Raw genomic sequence first — 22,492 nt, forward strand, 5'->3', positions numbered from 1 at the left:
CAGCCATGGACCACCGTCTCTCCCCCGAACTGGAGGACCTCCGCCGCACGGTGGAGGAGTTCGCCCACGACGTCGTGGCGCCGAAGATCGGCGACTTCTACGAGCGTCATGAGTTCCCGTACGAGATCGTGCGGGAGATGGGCCGCATGGGCCTGTTCGGACTGCCGTTCCCCGAGGAGCACGGCGGCATGGGCGGCGACTATCTGGCGCTGGGCATCGCGCTGGAGGAGCTGGCCCGGGTGGACTCCTCGGTCGCCATCACCCTTGAGGCGGGCGTCTCACTGGGCGCGATGCCGATCCATCTCTTCGGCACGCAGGAGCAGAAGCGCGAGTGGCTGCCCCGCCTGTGCGCGGGCGAGATCCTGGGCGCCTTCGGCCTCACGGAGCCCGACGGCGGCAGCGACGCGGGCGCGACGCGCACGACGGCCCGCCTCGACGAGTCGACGAACGAATGGGTGATCAACGGCACCAAGTGCTTCATCACCAACTCCGGTACGGACATCACGGGCCTGGTCACGGTCACGGCGGTGACGGGCCGCAAGCCGGACGGCAAGCCCCTGATCTCCTCGATCATCGTCCCGTCCGGCACCCCGGGCTTCACGGTCGCGGCCCCGTACTCGAAGGTCGGCTGGAACGCCTCGGACACCCGCGAGCTGTCCTTCCAGGACGTCCGCGTCCCGGCGGCCAACCTCCTGGGCGAGGAGGGCCGCGGCTACGCCCAGTTCCTGCGCATCCTGGACGAGGGCCGCATCGCCATCGCGGCACTGGGGACGGGCCTGGCACAGGGCTGCGTCGACGAGTCGGTGAAATACGCGAAGGAACGCCACGCCTTCGGCCGCCCCATCGGCGCCAACCAGGCCATCCAGTTCAAGATCGCCGACATGGAGATGAAGGCCCACACGTCCCGCCTCGCCTGGCGCGACGCGGCCTCCCGCCTGGTCGCCGGGGAACCCTTCAAGAAGGAGGCGGCCCTGGCGAAGCTGTACTCGTCGACGATCGCGGTGGACAACGCCCGCGACGCGACCCAGATCCACGGCGGCTACGGCTTCATGAACGAGTATCCGGTGGCTCGAATGTGGCGGGACTCGAAGATCCTGGAGATCGGCGAGGGCACCAGCGAGGTGCAGCGGATGCTGATCGCGCGGGAGTTGGGGCTGGCGGGCTGAGCCTCAGGCGGACATCAGACCCCGCTCGCGTCCTCGAAGACGATCCGGAGGTTCTCGCGGGCGGGGTCGTGCTCGGGGATGCCGGGCGGCAGGACCGGCGCCAGGGCACGGAACACCTTGCGCATCGCCTCGTCGTCGTACCCGGCGAGCGTCTCGGTCGCCTGCAACAGCAGCCCGCCGCCGCGTAGCTCCCGGACGGCGTGGAAGGCGCCGGTGTCCGCGACGCGCTGCGCGCCGCCGAGCCGGGCGGCGAGCTCGGAGGGTACGCCGGTGACCCAGGAGTAGCCGCGGAGGTAGGTGCGGGACTCGCGGAGATATCGGCGGTGGGTCCGGCGCAGAGCCGCTTCCAGATCTGGCGTGTCGTGGACGTTGAGATGGTCCACGCGCGCGAACACCGGGTTGGCGCCGTCGAGGGCAGTGGCCAGGAAGTCGAGCAGCCCTGCGCAGAAGACGGGGTCGGCGATCCGGTCTCCGCCCGGGAGGAAGGCGGAAAGCTCGGTGTGCGTACCGCCGCGGCCCTTGTGCTGGCTGCCGACGTGTCCGTATTCATCGACCCATTCGTCCTCGTCCACTGACGGCTCGTGGAAGCCGACGGCCGCGTAGAAGGGATGCTGACGCAATGCGTCGGCGAGCGTCGACCAGTTCTTCCGGACGTCCTTCAGCTTGGTATCCCGCCCGCCTCTGAGGGACTCCGCGACCACCGCGTACGAGTCGGCGGTCTCCTTCGCCCCGCTCGAGAAGAAGAAGTCGATCGCAGTCCGGAACCAATGGACGACGAGGTCCCCTCGCGGCGCGGCCACGTGTCCGTCGAGCGTGGCCCAGATGGTCACGTCCTTGATGGGACCGTCGTCCTCGATCACAGCTTTCTCCTCCATCGGTCGTCGCCGACCTTACTGACCGGCCACCCGCTAGGCGAAGGCCCCTCCGGTCAGGCCGTTGATGATGAACCCGGCCGTGAACAGCACACCGGCGAAGATCACCGCACCGGCTCCGGCCTTCTGCGCGTCCGGTGAGATTTCGAAGCCGCCCGCCGCCCCGCCGGCCGACGCCACTCCGGTCGGGCCCGGCGCCGGTTCCAGGGCCGGCGCGTCGACCGTTCCCGGTGCGGGTTCCTCGACCGGTGCCGCGGTGCTCGCGCTGGGCGTGGGAACTGGACTGGGTCCGGGCTTGGGCGTGGGGTTGTCCCGGTTCTTGCGTCCATAGAAGCGCATGCCTTGGTACTCAGGCTTGGACTTCGACCAGACATTCACTATGCCCTCCCGGGACGCCGCCCGGCCGGAGAGCAGGCCGGCCCCCCGTTCCACGGTCCGGTCGTCGCCCTCGTCCTCCAGATAGTCCTGCATGCCCTCGACATACCTGGTCAGGTCCTTGGGACCGTCCGTCTCGCCGTAGGCGTTCCCCGGCTTGACCTCCCAGATGTACACCTTGTCCTTGGTCCAGAGGATCACGTCAGCGGCACCGTCGTTGCCCGTGTCGTTACCGCTCGCGCCCGGAATGGAGTTGGCGGTCGTGCCGCCGTCGCCGATGTCCACCGTGACGTAGCCCTCGACCTTCATCTCCATGGCCCACACCTGTGCCGCGTAACCGGACTGGCAGACGGCGGCGTCGTGGCCACTCATGTGGAACGTCAGGGCGCAGGCGGAGCCGACATTGCTCTGGCCTCCGTTACGGACGACAGTCTTGCCGCTGTTGCCGTTGCCTCCGGAGGCCGAGGAGGACGTGGGGGGCTTCTTCTTGTGGTGGCTGACCGGCATCCCGCCCCGGCACTCGATCAGGCCCTGCGCGCACTCGATGAGCTGCTCACCGCTCGGGTCGGAGAAGGACACCGGGTTGTTCGCGGCGTAGGTGTAGCCGTTGAGGGTCTGCGGCTTGTCAGTCTCCAGGAGCGGGTCGGCGCTGATGAAGCGGCCCGTCGACGGGTCGTACTCACGGGCGCCGATGTGCGTCAGTCCGGTGCCGGCGTCCGCCGTCTTGCCGAGGAACGCCTTGTCGTCGGGCCAGCTTCCCGTCCCGCCGGAGCGGGTCGCGCCGAACGGCGTGGTGTAGCGCTTGGTGATCGCCTGGGTCGACGCGTTGAGCGCCACGCTGGACGTGCCGTGCTGGTCGGCGGCGAGCCAGCACAGGGAGTCGGTACCACTCTTGTTGGTACGCAGGGCGACCGCGTTGCCGTCGAAGCCGTAGTAGCGCTGTCCCCAGTACTTGCCGGTGGCGTTGTCGAGGTGTACCTCGGTCGTGCCGAGGTAGAGGACGGTCTCGCCGGAGGCGTTGCGCCGGATGAGCAGGCTGCCGTCGGCGTCGTAGACGTAGCCGGTGGTGGACGCGCCCTCCTTCAGCTCGGCGAGCTTGCCCTCGGGAGACCAGGTGAGGGACTGGGTGGCGCTGCCGTCGGGGCGGGCGGTGGTGTTGCCCGCGGTGTCGTAGGCGTATACGGGGGTGACGCCGGTACAGGACGCGGCGGCGGTGGTCGCGGTGAGGGAGTGCGGCTGGGTGGCGCTGTAGCAGTAGGTCTTCGTGGTGGTCGCGGACGTGGTGTGGGTGGTCTCCGTCGCGCGCAGGCCGGACTCGGTGTAGCTGTAGGAGGTCCAGTACGGGCTCGGCCCGCCGAGGCCGGAAGCGGTGCGCGTCGCCTCGCAGTTGCCGTCGGCCGGCGTCCAGGCCTCGGTCATGCGGCGATGGCCGTCGTACCCGAAGCACTGGTTGTCCGCCGCGGAGGTGCCGCCCAGCGTCGTCGGGTCCTTGATGGAGGTGACGTTGCCGGTGTCGTCGTAGGCGTAGTTGAGCTCCTGCACCTCGTACGGGTGGGTCTGGTCGGTCAGCACCGCCTGGGTGAGCCGCCCCGTGCCCTCCTCGTAGGTGTTGGTCAGGTAGGCCTTCTTGGTGCCGGTCGCGGCGGAGGTGCCCAGGGTGAGCTGTTCGGTCTGGCCCAGGGCGGAGTAGGTGACGCCCAGGACGTAGCCGGTGCTGCCGGAGAGGTTGGTGGGCAGGCCGACCCCGTTGTACTCGGAGGTGACCTTCTCGGCCGCGAGGCCTCCCGCCGCCGGTTCGTTGATGTACTGCTGGGTGCCGTCGATGTTGTAGTACGTCGAGAAGTCGAGCGTCGCCTTCACCGCACCGGAAGTGACCAGTGCGTCAGTCGAAGGCAGCACCACCTGGGTCCCGGTGGCGTGGTAGTTGGCGTCGTATGCGGTGACCCTCTTGATGTACGCCGTGCCGCTCACCCCGCCGACGTAACGGGTCGTGGAGTCCAGCTGGCCCTTGTAGAGGGTGTCGTAGGCCCAGGCGGTGAGCTTGTTGGCGTCGGTCTTGGAGCCGGACCACTCGCCCGTCTTGCGTCCCAGGACGTCGTACTCGTAGAGCAGGGAGTCGCCCCGCGAGTCGGTGACCTTGGCGACCTGGTCGAGAGCCGTGTACTCGGTGCTGGTCCTGCCCTTGTCCGGGTCGGTCGCGGAGACCTGACGGCCGAAGAGGTCGTAGCCGTAGCTCCACTTGGTGTTGTCCGGGCCGGTGATCGTCGACTGCTTGCCGTCGAGAGTGAAGGTGAACTTGGTGCTGGTGTAGGGGGCGCCGCTGCTCGCGCCGTAGTCGGTGTCGGAGGTGGCGGTGCCGGCGTACTCGCGGCGCTCGACGGTGCGGCCCAGTGCGTCCGTGATGTCGCGGGTGGCGGAGCCGCCGGACAGAGCGGTCACGGCGGTGGAGTCACCGGTGTAACTGGTGGTGGTCGACCAGCGCTTGACGCCATAGACGTAAAGGGTGTTGGTCGTGGGTCGGCCCGCCGCGTCGAACCCGGTCTCCGTCTGCTTGGGGGCCTCGCCGTACTCGGCGCGCGTGTAGGTGCCGGTCGGCGTGTGGTCCTGGTCGAAGATGTCCGCGTATGTCTCGTAGACCAGACCGCGGTTGTCGTAGCGGGTGTCGGTGAGGAGTCGGCCGCCCAGGGCGGTGGGTGACTGGATCTGCAGGGTGCGCAGAAGCGAGTCGTAGACGGTGTAGGCGGTGTTGTACGTGTCGCCGTCCGCCTTGAGCGAGCCGGTCGACGTCCAGGAGGGTTTGTCGCTGGAGACCGAGTAGTCGTAGATGTAGTTCGCGCTCTGTCCGCCCGAATGCGAGCGGTTGGGCAGCCAGACGGCGGTGGTGCGACCCAGCGCGTCGTACGAGGTCTCGGTCAGCTTGGTGTTGACGTCGTAGACCTTGGTGATCTGGCCGCTCGCCGGGTCGTGGTAGGTGTACGACTTCTGCGACTTGGGGTTGGTCACGACCATCCGCGTCAACGGGCCCGCCCCGGTGGGCGTGTAGGCGATGGTCGTGGTCTGGCGGCCGGCGTCTGCGGTGCTCACCACGCGGCCCAGGCCGTCGAAGGTGCTGGTACCGGTGGTCTGCCAGGAGGTGGGGTGGCGCTCACCGCTGGTGGCGCCGACCGGGTAGGCGGAGGCTCGGCCGGCCCAGGTCTTCAGGCCCTTGGTGGGGGTCTGGTTGGCGCTCCACGCGGTCGCGGAGGTGTTGTCGTAGTACGACGCCGTGTCCGACAGCACGTCGCCGCGGGTCGCGGACGAGGTCGGCAGGGAGAGCGAGGTCTCGGCCACCGAGCAGGCGCGGGCGACTGAACGGGTTCGGGAGACCAGGGAGTTGATGCCGACGGCGTCGTTTCGGGCGTACCAGGTGCGGGTGCAGGTCTCGTCGCCGCTCTTGGCGGTGTCGCCGGCGTCGTCGACGGTGGCGGCCATGCCGTAGTCGTCGTAGGTGGTCGCGGTGGTTCGGGTGCGCCAGTTGGAAGTGGCCGTCAGATGGGTGTGGGTGTACGTCTTGGCGGTACGGACGTAGTAGGCCTCGGAGTCGGCGTACGACTTGTGCTGGGTGGCGGTCCTCTTCGACCAGGGGTCGTTGACGGTGACGGTCACGGGGGTGGAGCCGTTGTAGGCGATCTGCTCGCGCAGCATGCCCGCGTACTGCTCGCTGTCGGTCTGGTCGGGCACATCGAGACCGGCGAAGTCGATGCCCTCGACGGTCGTGGTGCGGCGGGTGTCGGCGTCGAGCTTGCCGTCGGAGCCGAGCAGCCGGTCACCGTTCATGCCCTGCCGGTACAGCGACACCGTCTTGATGGCGGAGCTGCCGACTCCCTTGGTCGTGGTCACCTTTCCGTAGCCGCGCCAGATGGACCAGGTGCGCTCGTCGGCGGAGACCAGCGGGTTCTCGTTGTAGTGCCAGGCGGGGTCGGAGTAGCTGTAGGAGGTCTCCACGGCGTCGTTCTGGCCGGTCGGGTCGGAGACCGTGACGGCGAGGACGCGGTACTTGTGGAACCAGTCGATGCTCGACTCGCTCGCGCCGTTGATGCCCCAGTACTGCGGGTAGCAGGACTTGGCGTTGTCGTCCTCGGCGGCCGGCATGTTCGAGCCGCGCACGCACTCCGGCTGGGAGAGGCTGACGCGAGTGATCGAGCCGGTCTCCGAGGTGACGCTCTCGATGCGGGGGCGGCTCAGCGGGAGGATGTCGTCGGTGGCGTCGACCCGGTTCTCCCGCATCTGGTAGGTGAAGGTGATCGGGTCGAGGGAGATCGCGGTGCCGTTCTTGCCGGTCCGCTGGATGCTCTTCAGGGTGAGGGTCTGATCGGTGCTGTCGCCGATGTCACCGCCGTCCAGGTACTGCTGGGTCAGCGCCCAGGTGTCCACGGGGGTGAACGCACTGCTCGTGGCCGACCAGGCCCAGGTGTCGATCTGGGTGAGCCGCTTGCGGCTGAAGAAGGCCGGGCTGTGCGCGTCACAGTCGGCGTCCTTCTTGCAGATCGCGTCGTAGGGCACGTCGGGCCAGTTGGACGCGGTGGAGTCCTTCAGTTCGGAGCAGTCGGCGGCGGTGCAGCGCTCCTCGTAGGTGAAGGTGACCTTGTTGGAGGTGACGCCGGTGAACAGGGTGTCCTTGTTCTGACCGTAAAGGATCTTGGTGAGGTAGCCGCCGCGGGTGTACTCGGTGTTGGCGGTGGAGGCGCCGTTCTTGCCGTAGGCGTTGGTCTCGGTCGTGTACCAGTAGCTGGCCGCGTTGCCGCTCGGGTCCTCGACGTAGTCCAGGTTCCAGCGCCAGGCCTGGGTTAGCGCGCGGTCGGCGAAGGCGGAGCCCTGGTCGTAGCCGGGTTCGCCGGAGTCGTCGCCGTAGACGGGCGCGGTCCACACGGAGTTGGTGCGCTCGGTGCCGGCGCCGGGAAGCTTGTCGAGGCCGAAGACGTACTTGGTGCCGTCGCCGGTGGTGACGGTCCAGTACTCGCCGTTGCCGTCGTCGTTGTCGGCACCCGTGGAGTGGGTGACGGTGGACGCGTCGTCGCTCGCCAGCCGCCAGACGCCGGTGATGTCGTCCTTGACCAGCTCACTCGACTTGCCGTTGAGGACAAGGGAAGCGTTGTCGTACTTCCAGCACAGGTCGTGCTTGTCGTCCTGGCCGTCCTTGTCGCAACTGCCGTACGACCGCTCGATGTAGGAGGTCGTCGACAGGTCGAAGCCCTCGCCGACCTGTGTGGTCTGGTTGTTGGTGGAGGCGGTACGGCCGTCGATGCTCCCCGCGTCGTACGACAGCTGCAGCGAGGGCGCGGGACCAGCCGCGGCGGGCGGCACGCTCATCGGGTACGACCAGGTGAACGACCCGGCGCTGCCACCCGCCTCCCAGGTCGAGGACGAGGACAGGGGCGTCGCGGTGTAGGTGCCGGCGCCGGAGGAGGAGGTCGTTGAGGTGGCGGCGAGGGCGAGGACCGTGGGGCTCGCGGTGTCCGCGGCCATCGCGACGTCGGCGGAGACGGTCTGCTTCTCGACGTCGTTGACCGAGGCCAGCGGGGTGCCCGTGCGGCACTTCGCCTGCTCCGGTGTGGTCAGCGAGCAGGCCGGCAGCCGGACCAGCCCGAGCCGGCCGGACCAGCCGCCGCCGTAGGCCGAGGCGAAGTCGCCGTAGTCCAGGGCGAGTCGGGCCCGCCCCGGCTCGACGGCCGTGGCGGTGAGCAGGACGCCCTTGACGCCGGCCGCCGCGGTCGCCTTGCGGTCCAGCACCCGGATCGTCGACGCGCCGGCGGCCACGTTCCCCACGCTGCCCCGGGCGACGGTGACCGGCAGCCCGCCCGCCCGCGCCTTGGCACGGCCCGACCGGCTCCCGGGCACGGTGACGGTGTCCCGGCCCGGCTTCGGCCAGACGGCGTGCTGCTGCGCCGCGGCTCGGCCGGCCTGGGCGGCGTTCTCCTTGCGCGCCGCCGCGACGGCCGCGCGGGCCTTCTTCGCGCCCAGCCCGGTGACCGCCCGTACGTCACTGTCCCGCTGCTCGGGCACCTCGGGCCGTCCCAGTCCGCCCTTCGCCGCCGGAGTCACCGCCTGCGCGGCGGGCAGCGTGCCCGTGGTCAGGGCGAGCGCCAGGGTCACCACGACGCCCGCGCGTCTGCCGCGCAGCCGACGAACCACTCTCGTAAGGGAGTTCACGACATACCCCTGTCAAGGCACGGCCGCACACGCGGCCCCGGAAGTAAAGGAGTCGTAGGAGAAGGAGAAGGGAGCGAGGAGCGGCCGTCAGCCGCCCACCATCGTGTCCACCTGCGTGCCGTCAGCCGCCGCCCCCACCCAGATACGGATGTCCGAGATCCGGCCGGGCAGATAGTGGCCCCAGGAACTGTTCACGAAGCTCTTGCCGACGGCGAGTTCGCCGGAACCGAGGACGGCGGTGTACGGGGTGTCCGTGTCGTTCTGCGTGGAGTCGAGATAGAGGGCGATGGTGCCGGCCTGTGCGTCGTACACGCCGGTCAGCCGCACCCGGCTGCCGACCACGGCCGCGCTGTCGGAGTCGACGGCGGTGAAGGTGCCGTCGGCGGCGAGGCGGCCGAACCGCCAGAAGCCGATAGGGACTTCGTAGGGGTTGTCCTCGTCGTCGAAACGGGTCTCGGTGCCGGTCGTCTCGTACCACAGGCCCCAGGCGGAGCCGTCAGCGGTGCGCTGGCCGAGGACCTGGCCGATGAATCCGGTGCCCTTGGCGTTCAGGGCGGCCTGGTCGAGTTCGACCTCGGTGGTGACGGTGAAGGACCCGGTGTCGTCGACGACCGGTCCGGCGGTGGTGGCGGCGTCATCGCTGCCGTCCAGCACAATCGCCTCACCGTCCAGCGAGGCACCTCCGGTGAGGGCCAGGGAGCGTCCGTAGCCGGTGACGGAGTCGGTCAGTGTCGTGCCGCTCGCGCCCTCCGGGTTCCAGGAGGCGACCAGCTCGGTGGCCGTCGCGGTGTCCGTGGAGTCCAGCAGTCTGGCCTCGTTGGCGACCGCGGCCGGTGTGAGGGCTTCCTGGAAGACGGCGACCTCGTCGATGCGTCCCCGCCAGTACTGCGTGTAGGAGCCGTACACAGAGCTCCCGCGGCCGAACTGCAGTGTCCCGTCGGGGGTCTGCTTCTCCCCGCCGGCCGGGACGGCGACCGGCTCGCCCTGGGCGCGTCCGTTGACGTACAGCTGGATGGTTTTCTCGTCGGCGTCGTAGACGGCGGCCACGTGGGTCCACACCTTCAGCGGGGGTCCTTCGGCCGACGCGTTCTTCGTGACGTAGTGCCGGGTGCCGGAGCTGTCGGACCAGTTGAAGCGGTAGACCCAGCGCCTGACGCCGGCCGAGTAGTAGAGGACGAAGCCGGAGTGGTCGGTGCCGGTCTGGGAGAGAACGGTCCGGAACTCGGAGTTCTCCGTCAGGTACGCCCAGGCCGAAACAGTGTACGAGGACTGGGTGTTGACGGCCGCGGCCGAGGTGGCCGCGTACCCCGACTGCCGGGTGGTGTCGGAGGTGTCGTTGAGCCACAGCGAGCGGTCGCTGGAGCCGCGGCGCCCGAGGCCGGACCAGCCGGCGCCGGTGGTGTAGAGGGTGGCCGGGTGGCGGGTTCCGGGGGCCGTCGCGGAGTCCGAGGCTACGGTCTCGCCGGAACCGACGGCGCTGTCGTTGAAGTTCCAGCGACCGGTGGCGCCTTGGCTCTCCTGCACATTGAACATCACGCCGGCGATGGCGCCCCAGCGTCCGCTGCCCACGTTGTCCAGGGCCCGTACCTGGAGCACCTGGGTGCCCGCCAGATCGGGTGCGATCTCCTTGGTCACCGTCGCTCCGGAGATCGAGGACGACCAGGAGGTGGACGAAGACAGCTTGTAACGGTAGGCGACGTTGTTGGTGTCCCCGGACGCCGGGGAGAAGGTGAAGGTGCCCTTGACCCCAGGACCACCGGCCGGGGCGCAGGCATTGGCGGTGCACAGCGAGTACGGGCCGCCGAACGTGATCACCGGGGCCTTGGGTGCGGTCGTGTCGACCTTGAAATAGCACCAGCCCTTGGTCGTGACCGTGCTGTGCGACTCGATGTAGCTGCCGCCACCGTTGTAGTAGGAGCGGGTGAACACCGCCATCCGGTACGTCCCGCCGTTGGCCAGGGTCACCGGTGAACTGACGGAGACCTTCTGGTTGTCGTTGACGTATCCGCTGCTGGGCCGGACGGGTTCGGTGACCGCGTCCCAGCTGCTGCCGTTCTTCTTCTGCACAAAGAAGTGCGTGCGCAGGTCCGCCGAGCTCTCACCGCCGGCGAGCGTCTGGGCTACCGCGGAGAACGTCGGCGTGGGGTCGGAAAGCACGTCGGGGTCGCCGTCGTCGGTCTCGCAGGAGGAAATCTCGCCGGACAGGACTCCGGGGCTGGTGGGTGGCGCGGGGACGCCCACGTAGTCGACGTCCAGCACGGCGTCGTCGTCGAAACGCTTCCAGCCGTTTGGGTCCGACTCGTTGTACGCCTTCAGCATCAGTGTCAGCCGGGAGAAGTCACCAGCCGCGAAGGCCTTCACCGTGTTGGTGAGGTTCTCGTAGTTCTGCGCCGGGTCGTCGTTGAACTCGATGGGCGCGTCCGGCTGGCTCGGGTCGCACGCCGTACCCCGGCCCGCCGACACCGTGCGGTCGCCCATGATGTCCCAGTTGCTGGTCGGGCCAGGCCACCTCGTCGCCGACGAGATGTTCGGGGTGCGCACCAGCTGTACGGTCGTCTTGTCGCAGGACATCGACCAGCGCTCGGTCACCCGGAACGTGGCGTCCAGCACCCGCTTGCCGCGCAGCGCGGTCGGCGCGAACTCGAAGTACATGCGCTGCTTGTAGCCGGAGCCGCAGTAGTAGGAGTAGCCGCCGGTCACATAGGTGCCGCAGTAGCCGACGCCCTCGCCGTCGTCGCCACCGGAGAAGTTGTAGAAGGTGTCGCCGTCCGAGGACAGCAGTGTGCGCTCCGACTCGCCCCACGAGACGTCCGGGTCGATGTAGAGCGGGTACACCGTCTCCTCACCGGTCAGCAGACCGGCGTCCGGCACGACTGTGATCGAGTCGGCGTCCGCCGTGACCGGCAGCACAGCGGACGCATCGCCGTCACTGGGACCCGCCGCCGGGTCGGGGGTGTGGTCGCCGTCGGAAACGACCGGTTCGTCGGCCGCGCGCAGGGACATCATGGAGATCCCGGCTGACGTGGCGGAGTCACCGGCCGAGTCCCACTGGCGGGCCGTGGGACTGCGGAACACGGCGTTGCCGTTGTCGTCGACGGCGTTGAGACCGCCCCCGGCACCTTCGCTCAGGGTCAGCCCCTGAGCCTGCACCGGGAAGTCCAGCTTCTTCAGCTCATCGCTCGCAGCGGCTTGGGGCGTCTTGACGACGAGCACCTCGCGGTAGCCCTCGACGGTCGCGGTCATGCGCAGGTCCACCCCGGGCAGGACGTCCGCGTACACCGCCGAGGCGCCCTCGAGCGTCGGCTCGGGCAGCGTGCCCCGCCAGCCGACGGTCAGGGAGCGGCCGCCCTCGGCGACCGTCACCAGGTCGGCGCCGGCCCCGCCGCCGGAGAACGAGACGTCTGCGACAGCCGCCTTGGGGCCGACGGTGCCGTCTGCGCGGCGCTCCAGCGTGGCGTCCGGCTCGGCCCAGGAGCCGTCGGTCTGCCGAACACGGACCGGCACGGTCGACAGGCTGAGGGAGAAGGTATTGCCGTCCGGGTTGGCATAGGTGGTGGAGTATTCGGAGCGCTCGCTCTTCACTTCGACACGCTCACCGCTTTGCACGGCTTGCTGGGCGGCCTGCTGTGTGTCGGTGAGAGCGACCTGCGGTTCCTGTTTCTTCACGGCGAACGCCGGAAGCGCGGTGACAGTGCTCACACTCACCGCGAAGGCGGCGAAGAGACTCAACCACCCTCTTGCCAGCGGTCTTTGATGACATGCCAGAACACGCGTCGTTGCTACCCCCGCGATCCCCAAATCCCCAACAGGCGCAATTTCTACGCACCTTGATCGATCGCGGTCAAGATTTTTCCGTGAATTGCTCACACATTGAGCAATTCACGGAATGAAGACCAAAGAGCGGAAGAACAATCGGAAAACGAGACCCGAACGGGGTACGTCATGGTCACAGGAAGGGGGCGGCCACACAGCCACACACCAGGGGCACCTTCCAGCCACCCCCCCCTGGGAGATCAGCTCAGGTTAGGCTAACCTACCTTCGAAATCGTCCCGCGGGTGATCAGCCCTGTCCGAAAGCAGCGTAGCCATGTCCAACGCCAGCGCCACCCACCTCACCCGCCGCGGCATCCTCGCCGCCGGCGGTGCCCTCGGCCTCGGAGCCGTTCTCGCGGCCTGCGGGGACGAGGACGCGAAAAACGGTGGCTCCGGTGAGGAGACGACCGCTGCCAAGTCCGGCCCCTGGACGTTCAAGGACGACCGCGGCACCACGGTGAAGCTCGACAAGGTCCCCACGAAGATCGTGGCCTTCGTCGGTGTCGCGGCCGCCCTCCACGACTACGGCATCGAGGTCAAGGGCGTCTTCGGTCCCACCAAGACGCAGGACGGCAAGGCCGACGTCCAGGCCGGCGACATGGACGTCAGCAAGCTGACCGTCTTCGGCAACGTCTGGGACCAGTTCAACGTCGAGCAGTACGCGGCGTTCGCCCCCGAGGTCCTCATCTCCACGACCTTCGACGGCGCCGGCACCCTCTGGTACGTCCCCGAGGCGTCCAAGGACAAGATCGCCAAGCTCGCCCCGAGCGCCGCCATCTCCGTCTACGACCGTCAGATCACCCAGCCGCTGCAGAAGATGTGGGAGCTGGCCGAGTCGCTCGGCGCCGACCTGAAGGCCGACAAGGTCGCCCAGTCCAAGAAGGACTTCGAGGCCGCCGCCGAGCGCCTGCGCAAGGCCGCCAAGTCGCGCCCCGAGATCAAGGTGATGGCCGGCTCCGCGAGCCAGGACATCTTCTACGTCTCCGGCACCAACCTCTCCATCGACCTGGAGTACTTCAAGTCCCTCGGCGTGAACTTCGTCGAGCCGCCGGAGAGCGCCAAGAAGGAGGGCGGCGGCTGGTTCGAGAGCCTCAGCTGGGAGAACGTCGACAAGTACCCGGCCGACATCATCATGATGGACGACCGCTCCTCGACGATTCAGCCGGCCGACATCACCGAGGCGACCTGGAAGAAGCTGCCCGCCGTGAAGGCCGGTCAGGTCATCGCGCGTTCGCCCGAGCCGATCCTGTCGTACGCCAAGTGCACGCCGCTGCTGACCAGCCTGGCCGAGGCCATCGAGAAGGCCAAGAAGGTCGCGTAGGCGCTCCGCCGAGAGAGCCGGTTCAGCGCCGTAGGCCCATCGCACCGTGGTGAACCGCGCGTCCACTGTGGCTGGTCGCGCGGTTCCCCGCGCCCCTTCGGGGCGCGTCACCTCAGGAGCACACATGACGACCGCCGTAGCCGCCCCGTTCCGATTCTTCTCCCTCCAGGTCGTACGGACGAGGCGGCTCGGGCCGTCCATGGTCCGGGTCACCTTCGCGGGGGCCGACCTGCACGCCTTCCACTCCGACGGGCGTGACCAGTCCCTGTCGCTCTTCCTGCCGCACCCCGGCCAGACCGAGCCGCAGGTCCCCCTGGAACTCGGCGACGGCTGGTGGCAGGGCTGGCGTGAACTCCCGGACGACGTACGGGCCGTGATGCGGTCCTACACGCTGCGCGCCCTGCGCCGGGACCCCGACGAGGTCGACATCGACTTCGTCCTGCACACCCCGGCGGGCCCCGCCTCCCACTGGGCCTCCCGCGCCACCGCCGGTGACCGGGTGCTGCTGCTCGGGCCGGCCGTCGCCGACAACCGGGCGATCCGGTTCCGGCCGCCGCAGGACACCGACCTCGTGGTGATCTGGGGCGACGACACCGCCGTACCCGCAGTCTCCGCCATCCTCGAAACCCTGCCGGCCGGCATGCGCGCACAGGTGTGGCTGGAGGTGCACGACGCCGGGGACATCCAGGACCTGACGACGCGGGCCGACGCCGCGATCACCTGGCTGGTCGAGGAGGACGGCCTCGACGCCGTCCGCGCCGCCGAACTCCCCTCCGCCGAGCGTCCGTACGTCTGGATCGCCGGTGAGTCCGGCCGTGTGAAGGCGATGCGCCGGCACTTCGTCGGCGAGCGCGGGACCGACCGGCGCCGGGTGACGTTCGTCGGTTACTGGCGCCAGGGGATGACCGAGGAACAGCTGCGCGCCGCCGAGTAGTTACCGCCGGGAGCCACGTGATCACGGTCACGACCGAGGCTGCCCTGAACCCACGTTAGTTAGGTTAGGCTAACCTAAGTTCACGCGCGCATCGCCAGCACCACACGCGCCACAAGCACCACAAGCACCACACGCGCCACAAGCACCACGCATCACGCACCCCCCGCACCAAACGGCCCGTCCCCACCGGAGGACCTCCCCATGCGCTCGCACCTGCTCAACGACACGACCGCGGAGCGGTACCGCAGCTCCGTGACCGAAGGCATAGAGCGGGTGGCAGCCAAACTCGCCGCCACCGACCGTCCATTCACCGGTGTCACCGTCGACGCCCTCGCCCCGGCCATCGACGCGATCGACCTCGACAAGCCGCTGCACGACACCGCCGCGGTGCTCGACGAACTGGAGGACGTCTACCTCCGGGACGCGATCTACTTCCACCACCCCCGCTACCTCGCCCACCTCAACTGCCCGGTCGTCATCCCGGCGGTGCTCGGCGAGGCGATCCTCTCCGCCGTCAACTCCTCCCTCGACACCTGGGACCAGTCGGCCGGCGGCACCCTGATCGAGCGCAAGCTCATCGACTGGACGACGGCCCGAATAGGCCTCGGTGAGAACGCCGACGGCGTCTTCACCTCCGGTGGTACCCAGTCCAACCTCCAGGCGCTCCTGCTCGCCCGTGAGGAGGCCAAGAGCGACAGCCTGGCCAAACTGCGCATCTTCGCCTCCGAGGTCAGCCACTTCAGCGTGAAGAAGTCCGCGAAGCTCCTCGGGCTCGGCCAGGACGCCGTCGTCTCCATCCCCGTCGACCACGACAAGCGCATGCAGACCGTCGCGCTCGCCCACGAGCTGGAGCGCTGCACGAAGGACGGCCTGATCCCGATGGCCGTCGTCGCCACCGCCGGCACCACCGACTTCGGCTCCATCGACCCGCTGCCCGAGATCGCCGAGCTCTGCGAGCAGTTCGGCACCTGGATGCACGTCGACGCCGCCTACGGCTGCGGACTGCTGGCCTCCGTGAAGTACCGGGGCCGCATCGACGGCATCGAGCGCGCCGACTCGGTCACCGTCGACTACCACAAGTCCTTCTTCCAGCCGGTGAGTTCCTCCGCCGTGCTGGTCCGCGACGCCTCGACCCTGCGCCACGCCACCTACCACGCGGAGTACCTCAACCCGCGCCGCATGGTGCAGGAGCGCATCCCCAACCAGGTCGACAAGTCCCTCCAGACCACCCGCCGGTTCGACGCCCTCAAGCTGTGGATGACCCTGCGCACGATGGGCGCCGACGGCATCGGGCAGCTCTTCGACGAGGTCTGCGACCTGGCCGTGGAGGGCTGGCGGCTGCTGGCCGCCGACCCGCGCTTCGACGTGGTCGTGGAGCCGACGCTCTCCACCCTCGTCTTCCGCTACATCCCCGCCGCCGTCACCGACCCGGCCGAGATCGACCGCGCCAACCTGTACGCCCGCAAGGCCCTGTTCGCCTCCGGCGACGCCGTGGTCGCGGGCACGAAGGTCCAGGGCCGCCACTACCTGAAGTTCACCTTGCTCAACCCCGAGACGACGGCCGAGGACATGGCCGCCGTCCTCGACCTGATCGCCGGCCACGCCGAGCAGTACCTGGGAGAGTCCCTTGACCGCGCGTCCTGAAAACCCGACCCCTTTTCCCGCGACTCATGACTTCGTGGGGATCGGGCTCGGCCCGTTCAACCTCGGCCTCGCCTGCCTGACCGAGCCGATCGACGAGCTCGACGGCGTCTTCCTGGAGTCGAAGCCCGACTTCGAGTGGCACGCGGGGATGTTCCTGGACGGCGCCCACCTCCAGACGCCGTTCATGTCGGACCTGGTCACCCTGGCCGACCCGACCTCGCCGTACTCCTTCCTGAACTACCTGAAGGAGAAGGGCCGGCTGTACTCGTTCTACATCCGCGAGAACTTCTATCCGCTGCGGGTCGAGTACGACGACTACTGCCGCTGGGCCGCGAACAAACTGAGCAGCATCCGCTTCAACACGACGGTGACCCAAGTCCGGTACGAGGACGACGTGTACGTCGTCACGACGGCCGCCGGTGACACCTACCGCGCCCGTCACCTCGTCCTCGGCACCGGCACCCCGCCCTACATACCCGAGGCCTGCCAGGGCCTGGGCGGCGACTTCCTCCACAACTCCCGCTATCTGCAGCACAAGGCGGAGCTCCAGAAGAAGGAGTCGATCACCCTGGTCGGCTCGGGGCAGTCCGCGGCCGAGATCTACTACGACCTGCTCAGCGAGATCGACGTCCACGGCTACCGGCTGAACTGGGTCACCCGCTCCCCGCGGTTCTTCCCGCTGGAGTACACCAAGCTCACGCTGGAGATGACGTCGCCGGAGTACGTCGACTACTTCCGCGAGCTCCCCGAGGCCACCCGCTACCGGCTCACCGCCGAGCAGAAGGGCCTGTTCAAGGGCATCGACGGCGACCTGATCAACGAGATCTTCGACCTGCTGTACCAGAAGAACCTCGGCGGTCCCGTGCCCACGCGCCTGCTGACCAACTCCTCGCTGAACGGCGCGCGGTACGAGAACGGCACGTACACCCTGTCCTTCCGCCAGGAGGAGCAGGGGAAGGAGTTCGACCTCGAGTCGCAGGGCCTGGTCCTGGCCACCGGCTACAAGTACGCCGAGCCGGAGTTCCTCAAGCCCGTGCGCGACCGCCTGGTCTACGACTCCCACGGCAACTTCGACGTCGCCCGCAACTACGCCGTCGACGTCACCGGCCGCGGGGTCTTCCTCCAGAACGCCGGCGTCCACACGCACAGCATCACCAGTCCCGACCTGGGCATGGGCCCGTACCGGAACGCGTACATCATCCGCGAGCTGCTCGGCACCGAGTACTACCCGGTCGAGAAGACGATCGCGTTCCAGGAGTTCTCCGTATGAGCATCGGCACGTTCACCATCCGCGCCCTCGACCCGCTCCAGGACGCCGAGCTGCTGCACCGCTGGGTCACCGACCCCAAGGCGGCGTTCTGGATGATGCAGGACGCCAAACTCCAGGACGTCGAGCGCGAGTACATGCGCATCGCGGCCCATGAGCACCACCACGCCTTCCTGGGCCTGCACGACGGCGAACCGGCCTTCCTGATGGAGAGCTACGACCCCCGGTACGTCGAGCTGGTCGGCCTGTACGAGCCCGAGCCCGGCGATGTCGGCATGCACTTCCTGGTCGCCCCCACCGACCGGCCGATCAGCGGCTTCACCAGGGCCGTCATCACCGCCGTGATGAACGAGCTGTTCGCCGACCCGCGCACCCGCCGGGTCGTCGTGGAGCCCGACGTGGGCAACAAGGCCGTGCACGCGCTGAACGAGGCCGTCGGCTTCGTGCCCGTCCGTGAGATCGACAAGCCGGAGAAGCGCGCGCTGCTCAGCTTCTGCACGCGCGAGCGCTTCTTCAACAGGCACAGCCTGGCCGCCCGAGGAGTAGCCGTATGACCCTGTCCGACGCCGTAGCGCATCTGTCCCCCCACCGCTGGGCGCGGGCCAACCGCCTCCTGATCCGCAAGGGTCTCGCCGAGTTCGCCCACGAGCGGCTCATCACGCCGGAGGCCGCCGGCGACGGCGAGTACGTCGTCCGCAGCGACGACGGCCTGACCCGGTACACCTTCAAGGCGGTGATCCGGGCCCTCGACCACTGGCAGGTCGACGCCGACTCGATCACCCGCCACCGGGACGGGGCCGAACTCCCGCTCGCCGCCCTGGACTTCTTCATCGAGCTGCAGAAGTCCCTCGGCCTGAGCGACGAGGTCCTGCCGGTCTACCTGGAGGAGATCTCCTCCACCCTCTCCGGCACCTGCTACAAGCTCACCAAGCCGCAGGTCACGGTCGCCGAGCTGGCCAGAAGCGGCTTCCAGGCCATCGAGACCGGCATGACCGAGGGCCACCCCTGCTTCGTCGCCAACAACGGACGGCTCGGCTTCGGCATCCACGAGTACCTCTCGTACGCCCCCGAGACCGGCAACCCCGTCCGGCTCGTCTGGCTCGCGGCCCACCGCTCGCGCGCCGCGTTCACGGCCGGCGTCGGCATCGACTACGAGACCTTCGTCCGCGACGAGCTGGGCGCGGAGACCGTCGAGCGCTTCCACGGCGTCCTGCGCGAGCAGGACCTCGACCCCGCCGACTACCTCTTCATCCCCGTCCACCCCTGGCAGTGGTGGAACAAGCTCACCGTCACCTTCGCCGCAGAGGTCGCCCGGGGGCACCTGGTCTGCCTGGGCGAGGGCGACGACGAGTACCTGGCCCAGCAGTCCATCCGGACCTTCTTCAACACCTCGAGCCCCGAGAAGCACTATGTGAAGACGGCCCTGTCCGTCATCAACATGGGCTTCATGCGCGGTCTTTCGGCCGCCTACATGGAGGCCACGCCCGCGATCAACGACTGGCTGGCCCAGCTCATCGAGAACGACCCGGTGCTGCGCGAGACCGGCCTGTCGATCATCCGCGAGCGGGCCGCCGTCGGCTACCGGCACCTGGAGTACGAGGCCGCGACGGACCGCTACTCGCCGTACCGCAAGATGCTCGCGGCCCTGTGGCGCGAGAGCCCGGTGGCCTCGCTGCGCGAGGGCGAGTCCCTGGCGACCATGGCCTCCCTCGTCCACGTCGACCACGAGGGCGCCTCCTTCGCGGGCGCGCTGATCGAGCAGTCGGGCCTGACGCCGGTGGAGTGGCTGCGCCGCTACCTGAAGGCGTACTTCACCCCGCTGCTGCACAGCTTCTACGCCTACGACCTGGTGTACATGCCGCACGGCGAGAACGTCATCCTCGTCCTGAAGGACGGCGTCGTGGAACGGGCGGTCTACAAGGACATCGCCGAGGAGATCGCCGTCATGGACCCGGACGCGGTACTGCCGCCGACGGTCGAGCGGCTGCGCGTGGACGTGCCGGAGGACAAGAAGCTCCTGTCGATCTTCACCGACGTCTTCGACTGCTTCTTCCGCTTCCTCGCCGCGAACCTCGCGACCGAGGGGATCCTGGAGGAGGACGACTTCTGGCGCACGGTCGCCGAGGTCACCCGGGACTACCAGCACTCGGTGCCCGAACTCGCCGACAAGTTCAAGCAGTACGACATGTTCGCCCCCGAGTTCGCGCTGTCCTGCCTCAATCGCCTCCAGCTGCGCAACAACAAGCAGATGGTCGACCTGTCGGACCCGGCGGGCGCCCTCCAGCTGGTCGGCAACCTGAAGAACCCCATAGCGGGGCTCTGACACAGACAGGCGTGCACCCCCGGAGTACGGTCCTCCGGGGGTGCACGTCTTCACGTCCAACGAATCACCAAGGAACCTGAGGCGACCGGTAGAAGTCGATCCCGCGCGCCTCCCACCGCGGCCCCTGCGCGGCAAGCCGCACCTTGTACGCATCCCAGTCGTGCGTAGAGGCCGGAGACCACCCCAGCTCAGCCACCCCGGCCAGCCTCGGAAACGCCATGTACTCGATGTCGTCCGACTTCGTGAGCGTCTCCGTCCACAGGGGCGCCTCCACACCCCGGATGGCAGAACCCGGCACCCCCGGCAGATAGTTGCCCGGATCCCAGTCGTACGACCGCTTCACCTCGACCAGCCCTGCCCAGTCAAGCCCCAGCGGAGTGTCCGCCGTGTACTTCATGTCCAGGTAGATCCGGTCGGCCGGCGACAGAACAACGCCCGTCCCGTTCCGCGCGGCGGCCGCGACCTGCTCCTTCTCCTCGGCACTCGTACCGTCCAGCCCCCAGTACTGCGCCACCGCCCCCCGCGAGGGGTTCGCCCCGGTCAGCTGATGCCAGCCCACCACCGTCTTGCCGTACTCGGCGACGAGCGGCTGCACCCGGTCCATGAACTTCACATAGTCCTCGTGGCTGGTGGAGTGCGCCTCGTCACCGCCGATGTGCAGGTACTTGCCCGGCGTGAGCGCGGCGAGCTCCCGGATCACGTCGTCCACGAAGTCGTACGTGATGTCCTTGCCCACGCACAGCGAGCTGAAGCCGACCTCGGTGCCGGTGTAGAGCGGCGGCGCGACACCGTCGCAGTTCAGCTCGGCGTACGACGCCAGCGCCGCGTTCGTGTGGCCGGGCATGTCGATCTCGGGGACGACCTCCAGATAGCGGGAGGAGGCGTAGCGGACGATCTCCTTGTAGTCGGCCTTGGTGTAGTGGCCGCCGGGGCCGCCGCCGACCTGCGTGGAGCCGCCGTACGCCGCGAGCCGCGGCCAGGAGTCGATGGCGATGCGCCAGCCCTGGTCGTCGCTGAGGTGCAGATGCAGCTTGTTGATCTTGTAGGCGGCGAGCTGGTCGATGTAGCGCTTGACCTGGTCGACGGTGAAGAAGTGCCGGGAGACGTCGAGCATCGCGCCACGCCAGCCGTAGCGCGGGGTGTCCTGGATCGTGCCGCCCGCCACCAGCCAGGGGCCGGGCTGGACGGAGTCCTTCTCGACGGCCGCCGGGAGCAGTTGGCGCAGGGTCTGCACGCCGTGGAAGAGGCCGGCGGGCGCCGTGGCGGTGATGGTGACGCCGCCCCGGCCGCTGTCGAGGCGGTAGCCCTCCGCGCCGAACGGGCCTTTGGCCAGGCGCAGCCGGATACCGCCGCTGCCGTGGGCGGTGACGGGGACGGGGTAACCGGTGGAGGGGCGCAGGACGGACGCGAGGTACTCGCCGACGCGGCGGCTCGCACGGGAGTCGTCCACGCGTATCCGGGTGTCGCGGGTGATCCGGTAGGGGGAGCCGCCCGGGGCGACCGAGGCGGGCGCGGGGACCACCCGGTCGAGCGGGGTGGGCGACGCGGCCTGCGCGGGCGTGGCCCCCGTGACGCCGACGCCCATCGCGACCAGCAGCAGGGATCCGAGAAGGCGCAGTGTCCTGTGTCTGACCAATCCGTGTCTCACAAAACCGTCCCTTCCATGGGCCGTTGAGCTCCAAGAGGTCTGGACCACTCTCTCGTGAGACTGATGGAACAATCCACCCCATGGCGGAAATCATCCAGAAGGACGGCACGTGGGTCTTCGACGGCGACGCACTGCGGCTGACTCCCGGCCGGGACAAGAACGTCAGCCTGTTCCGCAAGACGCTGGGTGAACTGGTCGTCCCCCTGGGGGCGTTGGCGGGGGTCTCCTTCGAGCAGGGCAAGAAGGCGGGACGGCTCAGGCTGCGGCTGCGCGACGGCGCCGACCCGCTGCTGCACGCCAGTGGCGGCCGGCTCACCGAGCCCCACGATCCGTACCAGCTGATCGTGGAGTCCGACCGCTACGGCGTCGCGGAGTACTTCGTGGACGAGGTCCGCAACGCGCTGCTGCTGGACGAGGTCCCGGGCGATCCGGTCGACAAGTACCTGCTGCCGGGGCCTTCGGTGCCCCTGTCGGTCTCCGCCGGGGACGCGACGGCCAGCTTCGACGGGGAGCACGTACGGCTGGAGTGGAACTGGAAGACGGAGGACGCCAAGGCCGCTGCCGGCGCCCGCTCCCTCACGCTCGCCGACATCTCCGCCGTGGAGTGGCATCCGGCGGCGGGCCTGGAGAACGGCTACCTCCGCTTCACCGTCAAGAACGCGCCCACCAAGGCCCCGCCCAAGTACGACCCCAACTCCGTGGAGCTGTGGGGCTTCAAGAAGGACCCGCTGATGGCGCTGGTCGCGGCGGCGGTCCAGGCCCGCCTTCCGCATCCGGCCGCGCCCGTCGCGGCCGCCGCTCCGCAGGAGGACACCGTGGTGCAGGACCACGACGCCCTCCTGCGCCGGCTGCGCGAACTCGGCGAGCTCCATCGCACGGGGGTGCTGACGGACGACGAGTTCACGATGGCCAAGCAGGCGGTTCTGAAGCGGTTGTAACC

At 68.8% G+C, this 22,492-nt stretch carries 12 protein-coding genes; 8 read left to right on the forward strand and 4 right to left on the reverse strand.

What is annotated here, in order from left to right; translation table 11 throughout:
* The first annotated feature begins 5 nt into the window (after nt 1–5).
* Nucleotides 6–1,166, forward strand: a complete 1,161-nt coding sequence (locus tag ACIRD7_RS12880) for an acyl-CoA dehydrogenase family protein (RefSeq protein ID WP_403452823.1) — start codon at nt 6–8, stop codon at nt 1,164–1,166.
* Nucleotides 1,167–1,180: 14 nt separating this feature from the next.
* Here ACIRD7_RS12880 and ACIRD7_RS12885 read toward each other — a convergent pair whose 3' ends face one another.
* The 3 genes from ACIRD7_RS12885 to ACIRD7_RS12895 form a co-directional block, all read right to left on the reverse strand.
* Entirely contained in the window at nt 1,181–2,041 is an 861-nt protein-coding gene (locus tag ACIRD7_RS12885) for a hypothetical protein (protein WP_403452824.1), read from the reverse strand.
* 33 nt (nt 2,042–2,074) lie between these two features.
* Nucleotides 2,075–8,602, reverse strand: a complete 6,528-nt coding sequence (locus ACIRD7_RS12890) for an RHS repeat domain-containing protein (RefSeq protein WP_403452825.1) — start codon at nt 8,600–8,602, stop codon at nt 2,075–2,077.
* An 87-nt stretch (nt 8,603–8,689) separates the two neighbouring features.
* Complete coding sequence (locus tag ACIRD7_RS12895) at nt 8,690–12,331, reverse strand: LamG-like jellyroll fold domain-containing protein (protein WP_403452826.1); 3,642 nt, start codon at nt 12,329–12,331, stop codon at nt 8,690–8,692.
* Nucleotides 12,332–12,689: 358 nt separating this feature from the next.
* Here ACIRD7_RS12895 and ACIRD7_RS12900 point away from each other — a divergent pair, with 358 nt between their 5' ends.
* From ACIRD7_RS12900 to ACIRD7_RS12925, 6 genes are all read left to right on the forward strand, one after another.
* Entirely contained in the window at nt 12,690–13,736 is a 1,047-nt protein-coding gene (locus ACIRD7_RS12900) for an ABC transporter substrate-binding protein (RefSeq protein ID WP_403452827.1), read from the forward strand.
* Between the two features lie 124 nt (nt 13,737–13,860).
* A complete protein-coding gene (locus ACIRD7_RS12905) occupies nt 13,861–14,670 on the forward strand; it encodes a siderophore-interacting protein (RefSeq protein WP_403452828.1) in 810 nt (269 codons plus the stop codon).
* Between the two features lie 201 nt (nt 14,671–14,871).
* Nucleotides 14,872–16,314 (forward strand): lysine decarboxylase DesA, encoded by a 1,443-nt coding sequence (gene desA, locus ACIRD7_RS12910; RefSeq protein ID WP_403452829.1) that lies wholly within the window; start codon nt 14,872–14,874, stop codon nt 16,312–16,314.
* Entirely contained in the window at nt 16,298–17,584 is a 1,287-nt protein-coding gene (locus tag ACIRD7_RS12915) for a lysine N(6)-hydroxylase/L-ornithine N(5)-oxygenase family protein (RefSeq protein ID WP_403452830.1), read from the forward strand. The genes desA and ACIRD7_RS12915 overlap by 17 nt, the downstream gene beginning before the upstream one ends.
* Nucleotides 17,581–18,135: a GNAT family N-acetyltransferase gene (locus tag ACIRD7_RS12920; RefSeq protein WP_403452831.1), complete on the forward strand. Its 555-nt coding sequence runs from the start codon at nt 17,581–17,583 to the stop codon at nt 18,133–18,135. The genes ACIRD7_RS12915 and ACIRD7_RS12920 overlap by 4 nt, the downstream gene beginning before the upstream one ends.
* Nucleotides 18,132–19,904, forward strand: coding sequence for an IucA/IucC family protein (locus ACIRD7_RS12925; protein WP_403452832.1), 1,773 nt, complete (start codon nt 18,132–18,134; stop codon nt 19,902–19,904). The genes ACIRD7_RS12920 and ACIRD7_RS12925 overlap by 4 nt, the downstream gene beginning before the upstream one ends.
* A gap of 64 nt (nt 19,905–19,968) precedes the next feature.
* On the opposite strand, the gene ACIRD7_RS12930 is transcribed toward ACIRD7_RS12925, so the two are convergent.
* Complete coding sequence (locus ACIRD7_RS12930; protein ID WP_403453079.1) at nt 19,969–21,489, reverse strand: beta-N-acetylhexosaminidase; 1,521 nt, start codon at nt 21,487–21,489, stop codon at nt 19,969–19,971.
* A gap of 143 nt (nt 21,490–21,632) precedes the next feature.
* Here ACIRD7_RS12930 and ACIRD7_RS12935 point away from each other — a divergent pair, with 143 nt between their 5' ends.
* Complete coding sequence (locus ACIRD7_RS12935) at nt 21,633–22,490, forward strand: DUF4429 domain-containing protein (protein WP_403452833.1); 858 nt, start codon at nt 21,633–21,635, stop codon at nt 22,488–22,490.
* Nucleotides 22,491–22,492 lie beyond the last annotated feature (2 nt).

It is taken from the genome of Streptomyces sp. NPDC093568, assembly GCF_044764945.1.
Classification (GTDB): Bacteria; Actinomycetota; Actinomycetes; order Streptomycetales; family Streptomycetaceae; genus Streptomyces.

What these genes read in the sequence shown, in the direction of transcription:
- ACIRD7_RS12880 (WP_403452823.1), top strand. Translation starts at nt 6, where the DNA reads ATGGACCACCGTCTCTCCCCCGAACTGGAGGACCTCCGCCGCACGGTG.
- ACIRD7_RS12900 (WP_403452827.1), top strand. Translation starts at nt 12,690, where the DNA reads ATGTCCAACGCCAGCGCCACCCACCTCACCCGCCGCGGCATCCTCGCC.
- ACIRD7_RS12930 (WP_403453079.1), bottom strand. Translation starts at nt 21,489, where the DNA reads ATGGGCGTCGGCGTCACGGGGGCCACGCCCGCGCAGGCCGCGTCGCCC.
- ACIRD7_RS12935 (WP_403452833.1), top strand. Translation starts at nt 21,633, where the DNA reads ATGGCGGAAATCATCCAGAAGGACGGCACGTGGGTCTTCGACGGCGAC.
- ACIRD7_RS12885 (WP_403452824.1), bottom strand. Translation starts at nt 2,041, where the DNA reads ATGGAGGAGAAAGCTGTGATCGAGGACGACGGTCCCATCAAGGACGTG.
- ACIRD7_RS12925 (WP_403452832.1), top strand. Translation starts at nt 18,132, where the DNA reads ATGACCCTGTCCGACGCCGTAGCGCATCTGTCCCCCCACCGCTGGGCG.
- ACIRD7_RS12920 (WP_403452831.1), top strand. Translation starts at nt 17,581, where the DNA reads ATGAGCATCGGCACGTTCACCATCCGCGCCCTCGACCCGCTCCAGGAC.
- desA (WP_403452829.1), top strand. Translation starts at nt 14,872, where the DNA reads ATGCGCTCGCACCTGCTCAACGACACGACCGCGGAGCGGTACCGCAGC.
- ACIRD7_RS12905 (WP_403452828.1), top strand. Translation starts at nt 13,861, where the DNA reads ATGACGACCGCCGTAGCCGCCCCGTTCCGATTCTTCTCCCTCCAGGTC.